9 protein-coding genes are annotated in these 12,098 nt (G+C 36.1%); 4 read left to right on the forward strand and 5 right to left on the reverse strand.

Annotated elements, in window-relative coordinates; genetic code table 11:
- Positions 1-2: 2 nt before the first annotated feature.
- Positions 3-389 carry a winged helix-turn-helix transcriptional regulator gene (locus tag OTK01_RS02460; protein ID WP_029228334.1) on the reverse strand — a complete coding sequence of 129 codons (387 nt, stop codon included), beginning with the start codon at positions 387-389 and terminating at the stop codon, positions 3-5.
- Between the two features lie 146 nt (positions 390-535).
- Here OTK01_RS02460 and OTK01_RS02465 point away from each other — a divergent pair, with 146 nt between their 5' ends.
- Positions 536-1,723, forward strand: coding sequence for an iron-containing alcohol dehydrogenase (locus OTK01_RS02465; protein ID WP_029228335.1), 1,188 nt, complete (start codon positions 536-538; stop codon positions 1,721-1,723).
- An 81-nt stretch (positions 1,724-1,804) separates the two neighbouring features.
- Here OTK01_RS02465 and OTK01_RS02470 read toward each other — a convergent pair whose 3' ends face one another.
- Positions 1,805-3,694 (reverse strand): APC family permease, encoded by a 1,890-nt coding sequence (locus OTK01_RS02470; RefSeq protein WP_029228336.1) that lies wholly within the window; start codon positions 3,692-3,694, stop codon positions 1,805-1,807.
- A 389-nt stretch (positions 3,695-4,083) separates the two neighbouring features.
- On the opposite strand from OTK01_RS02470, the gene OTK01_RS02475 reads away from it, so the two are divergent.
- Entirely contained in the window at positions 4,084-6,048 is a 1,965-nt protein-coding gene (locus tag OTK01_RS02475; RefSeq protein ID WP_029228337.1) for a glycoside hydrolase family 127 protein, read from the forward strand.
- 63 nt (positions 6,049-6,111) lie between these two features.
- On the forward strand, positions 6,112-7,188 hold the full coding sequence (gene eutH / locus OTK01_RS02480) for an ethanolamine utilization protein EutH (RefSeq protein ID WP_029228338.1): 1,077 nt from the start codon (positions 6,112-6,114) through the stop codon (positions 7,186-7,188).
- A 12-nt stretch (positions 7,189-7,200) separates the two neighbouring features.
- Here the strand turns inward: eutH and OTK01_RS02485 are convergent, their stop codons facing one another.
- From OTK01_RS02485 to OTK01_RS02495, 3 genes are all read right to left on the reverse strand, one after another.
- Positions 7,201-8,097, reverse strand: coding sequence for a polysaccharide deacetylase family protein (locus tag OTK01_RS02485; protein ID WP_029228339.1), 897 nt, complete (start codon positions 8,095-8,097; stop codon positions 7,201-7,203).
- 205 nt (positions 8,098-8,302) lie between these two features.
- Entirely contained in the window at positions 8,303-9,355 is a 1,053-nt protein-coding gene (locus OTK01_RS02490) for a hypothetical protein (RefSeq protein ID WP_029228340.1), read from the reverse strand.
- Positions 9,356-9,426: 71 nt separating this feature from the next.
- Positions 9,427-9,954, reverse strand: coding sequence for a UPF0236 family transposase-like protein (locus OTK01_RS02495; RefSeq protein ID WP_029228341.1), 528 nt, complete (start codon positions 9,952-9,954; stop codon positions 9,427-9,429).
- A gap of 375 nt (positions 9,955-10,329) precedes the next feature.
- Between OTK01_RS02495 and OTK01_RS02500 the strand changes: the two genes are divergently transcribed.
- Positions 10,330-12,039 (forward strand): putative bifunctional diguanylate cyclase/phosphodiesterase, encoded by a 1,710-nt coding sequence (locus OTK01_RS02500; RefSeq protein ID WP_029228342.1) that lies wholly within the window; start codon positions 10,330-10,332, stop codon positions 12,037-12,039.
- The last annotated feature ends 59 nt before the right edge of the window (positions 12,040-12,098 follow it).

Genomic DNA, 12,098 nt, shown 5'->3' on the forward strand with positions numbered 1-12,098 from the left:
AACTACTCTTCTTGCAGATTGCACATCTCTTCATTGCATAAATTGTACTTTATTTTATACCCAAAATAATCATACTTGTCAGCCCAGTCGCACATCATATCCAAAATTGGCAAGACTTCCTTTCCTTTTTCAGTAAGGCTATACTCTACTTTCACAGGAACTTCAGGGTACACTTTTCTTACCACAAGTCCATGTTCTTCAAGTTCACGAAGTTGCTTTGTTAAAATTCTGTGAGTGATGTCGGGAATTAGATGCTGAAGCTGAGCAAAACGCAGAGTTCCATATTCTCCCAAATACCATATAATTAGAGGTTTCCACTTTCCACCTATAACTTCAAAAGCAACTTCTATTTCGCACGTTGCTTCTTTAGCTTTCTGTTTTTGAGTCATATTCTTTAACACCTTCCTTTAGTATCAAATATGATACTTCATATCTTAAAAGTGCGCTCTTGTAATGGTTTACAAAAATATTATACTAAATATAAGGAGTTTTGTAATTTCAATTTTAAAATCAAGATTTAACGGAGGTTAAGAAAATGGAAAACTTGGTTTTCAATTATTTTATACCCACAAAGATTTTATTTGGACCAGGAAGTTTGAATAGGCTCAAAGATGAGAATTTGCCAGGCAAAAAGGCTCTGATTGTAATATCTGCTGGAACGTCTATGAAAAAGTATGGATACTTAGACAGGCTCACAGCAATATTAAAAGAAAAGGGAATTGAGTATATTGTATTTGACAAGATTTTGCCAAATCCTATCAAAAAGCATGTTATGGAAGGGGCAAAATTAGCAAAGGAAGAGAGCTGTGACTTTGTAATTGGTCTTGGAGGTGGAAGCAGCATCGACTCTGCGAAAAGCATTGCTCTGATGGCAAAACACGATGGTGATTACTGGGACTATATAGTAGGCGGTACAGGCAAAGGCAAAGCACCTGTAAACGGCGCACTTCCAATTGTTGCAATAACAACAACAGCTGGAACTGGTACTGAAGCTGACCCATGGACTGTTATCACAAATGAAGAGACAAACGAGAAGATAGGTTATGGCAACCAGTACACATTCCCAACTTTATCGATTGTGGACCCAGAGCTTATGCTGAGTGTACCGCCGCATCTTACTGCATATCAAGGGTTTGACGCTTTCTTCCATGCAGTTGAAGGGTTTATTGCAAAGATTGCAACTCCAGTCAGTAGCATGTTTGCACTAAAGAGCGTTGAGCTTATAGCAAAGTACTTGCCGCTTTGCGTAAAAGATGGGACAAATATAGAAGCAAGAACATATGTTGCACTTGCGAACACTTTGGCAGGCTTTGTTGAGTCGACTTCCAGCTGTACATCAGAGCATTCAATGGAACATGCGCTCTCTGCATTTTACCCAGATTTGCCACACGGTGCCGGGCTTATAATGCTATCTGAAGCTTATCACACATTCTTTGCATCAAAAGTGCCTCAAAGGTATATCCAGCTTGCAAGAGCAATGGGTGTTGATGTAGATTCTTTGCCAGAGGATGAAAGACCGTTTGCATTTGTCAAGGCAATGAAAAAGCTTCAGGAAGAGTGCGGTGTTGGAAATTTGAAGATGTCTGACTATGGAATTAAAGAGGATGAGATTGAAAAGCTTGCTGACAACGCCATAAAAACAATGGGCGGACTTTTTGAGGTTGACCCGTATAAGCTGAGTTTTGAGGAGACAGTAGGAATTATGAGAAAGGCTTATAAATAAATGTGGGCAGAAATATGGCAGAAAAAATAAAAAGACATAGCCAGCTTGCGCAAAGCAGTTGGCTATGTCCTCTTTTATTATTTAGTCTTCCTCTAACACCTTCCATAGAGGTTTATTCTTTTTCTTCAAAACCACATCATCATCTTTTAACTGCAGCGGCATGACAGATACAACAATGTGCTTGTGCTTTAAAAGCTCTTTTTCTATAAATAGCCATGTATGGTTGTGCAAAATCTTTTGCCACCAGCGCTGTACAGTAAATTTGGGTATGATGACTGTTATCATGTCACCCTTTTGATAGTTGTACTCTTCTGACTTTATATACTCTAAAAGCGGTTCTAATATTTTTCTATAAGGTGAGTACCTTATTACAAGCGGAATAGAACAATTGAGCATTTTATACCTTTCTTGAAGCTTTTTTGCCTGCTCTTCATTTATTGATACATTGAAAGCTATGACATTGTCTGAAATTGTTCTTGCAAACCTCAAAGCACGGATGCTTGCCTTATTTAGACTTTCAATTGGTACAATAACTCTGTTTCTGTAGATATTGTGCTCAACATCTAAAAGTTCTTTGTCAGCAGGTGTTACTCTTAACTGGTCTGCAACTGCTATATAGTGAAGTTTTACTTTTACCATTGCAAAGACAAGCAGAGGGATTAATAAAACGACAATCCATGCACCTTCTCTGAACTTAGTTATTGCAATTATAATGACAACCACAAATGTTGTGAGGGCGCCAAACCCGTTTATAAATGCCTTTATATGCCAATGACTGCCTTTGTTCTTAAGCCATCTTACAAACATACCTGATTGAGATAGTGTAAATGATATAAAAACACCAACCGCATAAAGTCCAATGAGTGCTGTGACGTTACCATTAAATGCTACAATCAAAAGGGCGGATACCAAAGCAAGGATGATAATCCCATTTGAGTAGCTAAGCTTATCACCTTTGAGGCTGAGCTGCCTTGGCACAAATTCTTCTTTTGCCATAACTGCAACGAGCATTGGAAAACCTGAAAACGCAGTGTTTGCAGCAAAAACAAGGATTATAAACGTTGTTGCAGCAACGATATAATACATAAAACTTTTGCCAAAAATTTCTTGCGCCATCAAAACAAGCATAGCACCTTCAGTAGGAACTATATGATAGTGTGTTGCCAAAAGTGTTGTTCCGCCAAATAACACGAGGATTATCAAAGATAATAAAAGCAAAACAGTTTTAGCATGTTTTGTTGCCGGGTCTTTAAAATTTGGAACAGCGTTTGACACAGCTTCAATACCAGTCAGTGCTGTGCACCCGCTTGCAAATGCCTTTAGTAACAAAACTAAAGTAACAGGATGTGTTGGATAGTTTATCTTTGGCTCTGGTGGAACATATCCCATCTTTAGCTTTATATACCCGGCTATGATTAAAGCTAAGATTGAAAACATAAAAGCATAAGCAGGTATACCAAATATTCTGGATGACTCTCTTATTCCCCGAAGGTTTCCAATCATCAAAAATAAAACTAAAAAGAGGCATAGAGCAATCTTATAAGGCTTTAAAAATTCAAGTGCGGTTACAATCTGGTCAACACCCGACGAGATAGAAACTGCTACTGTCAAGATGTAGTCAACTGACAAAGCTGCTCCTGCCACAATGCCTGCCAATACGCCAAGGTTATCCTTCGCGACAATGAAAGCACCACCGCCATTTGGATAGTTTTCAATAGTTTGCCTGTAGGAAAGCATTAAAATAAAAAGAAGTATTATGATTGCGGCAGTTACAACAGATATTTCTTTAAAAGCAAGAAATCCTATTGCAGGCAAAAGGACATACAAAATTTCTTGTCCAGCGTATGCAACAGACGATATAGCATCGCTTGACAAAATGGGAAGGCCCCACAGAACACCATACTTTTCTGTCTTTTCAGCTTCGTTTGGCAGAGGTTTACCTATGAGAATTCTTTTGAGCTTCTCAAACAAGCTAAAATTCCTCCTTTAACTTGGTGATTTTAAGCCTATTTCAGATGATTACAAAATTATATTCCCCTGAAAGCTTTATTTCAATTGTTATTTTGATGTTTTAAAATGAGAGGAATACAATGAATTGTAGAGATTTTGCACTAAAAATAAATAGTTTCAAAAGACGAGCAAAGGGCTTGATTTTACTTATCTTTTTCAAATAAAAACCAAAATAAGGTAATAAAAATATGTACAAAAACAAAAGAGACAATTTGGTGAAAATTTATATTTTCCATTTTTAGGTAATTTTCTTAGGTGATTTTAGATTTTTCATCTTGAAAAATGAATAAAAATATTAGAAAATAAAATTAGTTTATAAAAACAAAAATTATTTTAGGTTGGTGAAAAATATGAATGATAAAGATTTTTTAAGCTATTTGAATTCTCCCAAAATAAAAGATGTTTCAATCACAGATCCTTTTTGGGGGAAATACATAGACCTTGTCAAAGATGTGGTAGTTCCATATCAATGGGAGATACTCAATGATAATGTTGATATTCCAGTCAAAAGCCATGCAATAAAGAATTTCAGGATAGCAGCAGGACTTGAGGAAGGAGAATTTAAAGGGTTTGTTTTTCAAGATAGCGATGTTGCAAAGTGGCTTGAAGCAGCTTCATATGTCCTTGAAAAGTATCCAAACCCTGATTTGGAAAAGAAGGTTGACGAGGTTATACAGCTGATTGGCAAGGCTCAGTGGGAAGATGGATACCTCAATACATATTTTACCATCAAAGAAAAGGGCAAAAGATGGACCAATTTAGAAGAATGTCATGAACTGTACACTGCAGGGCACATGATAGAAGCCGGTGTTGCACATTTTCTGGCAACTGGTAAAACAAGCCTTTTGGAGATTGTAAAAAAGCTTGCCGACCACATATACAGCATTTTTGGCAAAGAAGAAGGTAAAATTCCTGGGTATGATGGTCATCCAGAGATTGAACTTGCGCTTGTAAAGCTCTATGAAGTGACGGGGGACAGAAAATATTTAGAGCTTGCAAAGTTTTTTGTTGATGAAAGAGGTCAAGAGCCATATTACTTTGACATCGAATGGGAGAAAAGAGGTAGAAAAGAGCACTGGCAAGGGTTCAAAAGGCTTGGCAGAGAGTATTTGCAGGCTCACAAACCTGTTCGGCAGCAGAAAGAGGCTGTTGGTCATGCAGTCAGAGCAGTTTATCTTTATTCTGGTATGGCAGATGTTGCAGCATATACACAGGATAAAGAGCTTTTTGATGTGTGCAAGACTCTCTTTGATGATATAGTCAAGAGGAAGATGTATATCACCGGTGCAATTGGTTCGTCTGCTCATGGCGAGGCATTTACATTTGAATATGACTTGCCAAACGATGCAGCGTATGCTGAGACTTGTGCATCTGTAGGTCTTATCTTTTTTGCATATCGCTTAAACAAAATAGAGCCGCATGCTAAGTATTACGATGCTGTAGAAAGGGCTCTTTATAACACCGTTATTGGTTCTATGTCGCAGGATGGTAAGAAGTATTTTTATGTAAATCCTCTTGAGGTATATCCAAAAGAAGTGGAAAAGAGGTTTGACAGACACCATGTAAAACCTGAGCGCCAGCCGTGGTTTGGATGTGCATGCTGTCCACCAAATGTTGCAAGGCTTTTAGCATCTTTGGGAAGGTATGTTTATAGCTACAGCCACGATAGAATTTACGTGAATTTATACATTGGCAGCAGTGTTCAGGTTGAATTAGATGGTGTTAAGGTTTTGCTCCAGCAAGTGTCAAGTTATCCTTTTGAAGACATGGTCAAGATAGATTTAAAACCTTCAAAAGAAGCAAGATTTAAGCTTTATCTTAGGATTCCAGGTTGGTGTGAAAGTTATGAGGTTTATGTAAATGGGAAGAAAGAAGAGATGCATAAGCTGCCCAGTGGCTATGTTTGCATTGAGAGGTTGTGGAAAGAAAATGACCAAGTTGTATTAAAGATTCCAACAGAGGTTAAGATGGTAAGTTCACACCCGCAAGTGAGGAGCAATGTAGGTAAAGTGGCAGTTGTGAAAGGGCCGGTTGTATTTTGTGCAGAAGAAGCAGACAATGGCAAGAATTTGCATCTGCTTTTTGTTGATGCAAATAGCAAGTGCAAGTTAGAATTTGATAGCAATATTTTAGGAGGTTTGTACACCGCTAAAGTTGATGGTTTTAGGATGGCAGAAGATGATTTTGGAGAAGAGCTTTACAGAAGCTATAAGCCAAAGTTTGTACCAGTAAAAATAAAGCTCATTCCTTATTATGCCTGGGCAAACAGAGGAGTTGGTGAGATGAGGGTATGGATAGGATGCTTATCTTTTTAACACAAAATTTTAGCTTTGTGATAAAATAACTTTAAAAATGAAATTTGAAAAGTGATCTTAAAGATGCAACTGAGCAAAATCTTGTTTATGTTATTTTCAATAGCTTTTGCAACAGGTGTTATCGATAAAATCTTTGGCGACAAGCGCAAACTTGGTTCAAAAATTGAAGAAGGCTTTATAATCATGGCAAAAGCCATTTTTTCGATGCTGGGCATTCTTTATTTATATCCATTTTTGGGTATGTTGTTGGTAAAACCTTCAAAGTTTTTAGCGCAGCTTTTTCATACCGACAGTGCAATATTAATTTCTTGTTTTTTACCCATAGACATGGGCGGGTATCATATATCCCAACAAGTATCAAAAGATGAAATGGCTAAGGTAATAGGCGGTATTCTACTTAGCTCAAATTTGGGGGCGACCATTGGTTTTACATACCCTGTTGCATTTGGAATTTTGAAAGGTGAGTCAAAAGAGGATTTTATAAAAGGAAGTCTTATTGGAATTGGATGTATTCCCATTGCAGTTGTGTTTACAAGCCTGCTTTGGGGATATAATGTACTGAGGACATTAAAACTGGTAGCTATTGTTGTGATTGTTACTTTTGTACTTGCCATTGGGGTTTCAAGAGGATGGCGTTTTTTGATAACTGCAATGAAATTTTTGGGTAGTACAATGACCTTTGTTAACCTTGTAGGACTTGCATTATTGGGATACCAAATATTAACAAGCAAAGCTTTATTTCCTATAAAAACAGCTTTGCAAGACTGTATAGTCCTTCCACTTAAAATGGCTGTTTTAATTGGTGGCAGCTATGTATTCTTTACAGTTATGTACAATTTTCTAATAAGTAGATTCAGGCTTTTGAAAAGTTCTTATACTTCAGATCAAGCAGGGCTGGAAGGAATGTTGATGCTGCTTGTGAACTGTGTGCCTACACTTTACCTTTTTGATAAGATGGACAAAAGGTCAAAAATTTTAGCATCTGCCCTGTGCATGACGGCAGCTTCGACTTTAGGTCCTCAGCTGGCATTTGTGGCAACGTTTGCTCCTGCCTATGTTTCGCTTTTTCTTCTGAACAAGTTCATAAGCGCAGCTGCGGCAGTTGCAGCTACCCTGGTATATTTAAAATTTAGCAAATAAAAAAGAGGCTTTTTAGCCTCTTTTTTGCAATAAGGTTTGTTTTGTCTTTTTTTCGGTCAACGTTTTTACAGGCTGTTTTTCCTTGGAGGTTTTGTGACCGGGATTGTGAACATAGATATCAGGATATTCACCATTTACAATTTTTATAAACTGCTTAAAAGTAGTTTTTTGTGAGATAGTAAACCGTGGAATCTCATATGGGTTTGTCAAAGACGTAACATATCCTTTTTTAGTAGTAAAAGCTAATTTGTAGTTGAAAGACTTCAAAACTTCTATTACTCTTTCGTCATATGCACCAAACGGATAAGCAAAATAAGGAGAATTTATGAGCATTTGATTGTTTGCAAAATCAAAAATTATATCCAGCATATTAGCTTGAGGCAGTAGCGGCATTCCATTTAGTAGCCTGTGCATGTCGTATGTGTGAGAACCAAACTCAAAAACGTCAGTGTATTTAAAAGTATCTTCCAGTGAAAGGTATTCAAATTCATTTGAAGTATTCTTGGATATCAAAAACTTTCCAATTACAAATATACATGCTTTGAAGCCATATTTTTTTAGTATGGGGTATGCCAATGTAATATTATTTTTGTATCCATCATCCATTGTTATTACAATGGCTTTTTTGGGTGGAATATATTCACCTTTTAAAAATTTGTACAGCTCTTCCATTGTTAAAGTTTTAAAGTTGTTTTTATAAAGATATTTCATCTGCTTTTCAAAATTCTGAATATCCACAACCGCAGAGGAATTACACTCTTGAGCTTCTCTTGAGTCTTTTGCAAAATAGTGATATACAAGCACGGGAATCTTAATCTGTTCTGGCTGTGCAAGAGTTTGCACAGGAAAGACTACTGCGTGCGCAAACGCTATTAAAGTTAGTGCTAAAATGCAGAATCTTTTTTTCATGCTACATCACCTTCTTTTGAGCACACTTATAAGACGTCGCAATAACAAAATTATAAATGTAGTTTGTGTGATTTTGTTTAAAAGAATGTTACAAAAGTTAGGTAAGGCAGATTGAGAGGTAAAAAGGATAAAAAAAGACTGCCGCATTTTTTTTCAAATATCAATTATGCGGCAGTCCAAGATATTCATTTACATAATTATATGTTTATTTTATTTGCTGCATTTTAGCAACAAAATTCTCAATCAATTTCAAAAGGCCAACTATATCAATCTGACTGAACTGTTGTTTTATCATATTTTGAGATATTTGTAGAAACTTAACATCATTTCCTGTCAAGATATTTGTCATTTCAACTCTTGATGAAACTCCACCACCGGTTGCAGGTGCATTTTTAATTATTATCTTTACTATTTTTCCTGTCTTTTCGTCAACATAAAAGCTTATCTTGTAATCATCCAATTTTATTGAACTAATAAACTTGGAAAGATTGCTTTCAAGCTGTTTTGAAATCTCAGCTGAAGAGAGTTTACTTACATCGATGTTTAAAGAGCTCAAAGCTTTCTTTTCATCGTCTGTCAAAGATTTTAAATAAACATCGAGCATAATGCTTAGCTGAGAAAGTACAGATTTTGAAGATGTAGATAAAAATTCTTTAAACGCAGGTTCTAAAACCTTGCTTGGCAGGGTAGCGCTAAGTTGCCAGCAGCTTATCTTTTTTGAACCAACAGATGTTGTTGTCTTGTACGCGCTTTTTACAATTGAAGATGATTGAGAGTTTAGGTAGTTCAATATGGTCTGGTAAAACTTGCTCATAGACTGAGAAATCGAGCTGTCAAGCATATTGATGCTCATCCACAAACCGGTAGGTATGCTGCTGAGGGTGTACTTGTTATCTTTTGGGTCTTGTTTGTAAATATTTTGACCGTCCATGAAAAATACTTGACTTGTATTATCCTTTTTCGTCTGTACAAAGAATTTTTTATTTTTTCTGTCAAAAGCAACTTTGTAAGTTTTTGTCTCATTGACAATAAGATTTAAACCATATCCGACTGACTTTTGCCCGGTTGAGGTGGTGATTATGTCACACGAAAGAGGAGAGTCAGGATTTAAAATTTTCGAAAGCTCTGCTTTGAAAGTTTTTTCTAACAAAGATGCTTGGGTTTGCTGACTTGGTGCAGCAAAAATTAAAGATGATAGCAAAAAGGTTATAAAACAAATTGTCACAATCACTGAAAGTACCCTTGCAGTTCTTTTCATTGTTTCACCCCCGAGAATTTTGAATAGGTATATTCTAATAATATTATATCACTATTCGAAAAAAATGACTATCAGTTTTGTTTTTTGTCATCCCTCTTTTTATCCTTTGAAATTTTATTTCTAACTGTTTGAGCACTGATTTCAGTAGTACTTGATGCCTTGGCAAGTTCTTTCAAAACACCTGCGAAAGATTTATGAACCTTAAAAAGGCTTCTAATCTTTTCTTCGTAGTGCTGACTAAGACGTTGATAACTATCAATTCCCAACAATTTGTCCACAAGGTATGCATACTCTCCTGTTTGTTTGTGCTGATAGTAACGTCTCTTGTAGACCACAACAGCGTGTGGCATTAAAATTGTTCTATAATCTCTTTTTATGTTTTTCCAGTTTTCTTTTACCTCTTCGGATTCTTTGATTTTATCATCAAGCTTTTCAATTGAATATACGATAATTTCAATAAGAAGCCTGTAGAGGGTTTTGCTCACCTCTTCAGCAAACTTATCTAAATCTTTCTGTCTTTCAAGCATACCTGGTGCGTCTTCCAGCAGTTTTTTGAACTTTTCCACAAGCGCTGCTTCTTTTTCATTAATTTCATGCATATATCAAACCCCCATTTCACAAACAATCTAATAGTTCAAGGTTAGTATAACAGCCACAGGGGGCTAAAAAACCCAGTTAGATGGACACCTACAAAAATTTTGCGTTCTATTGCTAAATTTGCGACAGCTTAAGGTGTGAGTAAAATGAGTAGAGTAGCCTTCTTAACGTATTATGTTTATTTAGTAAACATAATAAGTATACATAAAAAAATATTATAGTCAACTAATGTTTTAAATCAAGAACATCAATTGGATTTCCAAGTAAATTGCTTGTCTTTTTTGAAAACCATTGAATTGGAAAATGGAAAAGGATAAAATTAGACTAACGAAAGGGGCGGGAAATAAATTCTCGTTTAGAAAGGATGAAAGGGATGTATGAATGAATCTTCAATTAATTTGTGGATAAATAATTTTGAGAAGCTTTCACATACCCAGTTTGAGAGGTTTGAGAGAGCAGTAAAATCAGAGAGAGGATTTTGGCTGTATGATATAAAACACAAAAAGATTTATCTTTCTGACGGCTTTGAGTATCTTGTAATGCAGCACAGCAACATAGGCGGGTTTCTTCAAAAGCTGATGGCTGAAAATGAGTTCGTGCATCTTGTAAATCTTGCAAAGGAAAGTATAGATGGCAAACAAAATGGTTTTTCGAGCAGGGTAAAACTCAAAGATGGTAGATGGATTTTTGTTTGTGCTACTATTCTGTATGAGAAGGAAAGTCCTTTTAGAATAATTGGCACATTTGAGGATGTAACACCACATGTTTCCTGTGATTTGAGGCTCAGCAGGTATGTCGAACTTATCGCATATTATGATGAAGTGACCGGCCTTCCGAATAGAAACTTTTTGAATGAAAGAATAAGAGAGAAGATAGACCAGAGCAAGAAAATTAGTTCTAAGTTTTGGATAATATTTATTGAAGTTAGCAACTTTGGATATATCAATGAATTGTTTGGGCACACTGTAGGAGATGAATTTTTAAAATCAATAGCACTGGAGATAAAAAAGCTTTTGCCAAGGGATTGGACTTTTTGCAGGTTTGGTGGAGACGAGTTTGTGGTATTGACCACAAATGTTGAAAAGAGTTCTATTGAAAGAATTGCAGAGAATCTAATAGAAAGATTTTCGAGGAACTGGAACGTAATGGGAAAGTGGTTGTATGCAAACATCAACATTGGAATTGCAGGCTATCCGCAGGATGGAGAGGTTGTAGATTTACTTTTAAAAAATGCAGAGATTGCCTTAACGACGGCTAAAAAGCATGGAAGGGATATGGGCAAAAGCTTGTATGAGTTTTATTCAGTGTCAATGACAGAAGAGATTTTAAAAAGAGTTGAGATAGAGTCTGAAATTTCAAGAGGAATTCAAAATAGGCAATTCTTTTTGGTATATCAGCCAAAAGTATCTTCTGATGGTAGAACGGTAGTCGGTTTTGAGGCACTTCTGAGGTGGAACTCCCAGAGAGGAATTTTGACTCCGGACAAATTTATTCAAATAGCAGAAGAGAGCGGACTTGTGTATGATTTGAACAGGCTTGTGCTTGACATTGTGTGCAGAGATATAAAATATATGAAAGAAAATGTTTTCAAAAATGTTCCAGTTGCTATAAATTTGTCTGGCAAAGAGTTTGTGATGTACAACATGATAGGAGTTTTAAATGAGCACCTAAAGAGGCACGATATCTTGCCTGAGGATATTGAGATAGAAGTAACAGAGAGGGTAATCTTGAGTAATCTGGAACTTACAAGACAGATTTTCAACAGGCTTTTTGAGAGGGGCATAAAAATTTCGATAGATGATTTTGGCACTGGCTATTCTTCTCTTGAGCTGCTTTTAGAACTTCCAATTCATGCCCTCAAGATTGACAAAAAGTTTATTGACAAACTTGAGCTTTTCGGCAATGAATATATTATTGTCAAAAGTATTATTCACATGGCAAAAGAAATGAATTTGAAAACAATTGCTGAAGGTGTTGAAAGGAAAGAACAGTATGAGATATTAAAGGAACTTGGCTGTGATGAATTTCAAGGTTATTATTTTTCAAGGCCGATGAGAGTAGAAGAGATAGCTGGGCTAAATAGATAGGAGATAAGGAAAAGTAAAAAGCATAACTCCATTTAATAACATATATGAAAAAAAAAAAA

The sequence above is a fragment of the Caldicellulosiruptor acetigenus genome (assembly GCF_026914305.1).
GTDB classification, from domain to species: Bacteria; Bacillota; Thermoanaerobacteria; order Caldicellulosiruptorales; family Caldicellulosiruptoraceae; genus Caldicellulosiruptor; species Caldicellulosiruptor acetigenus.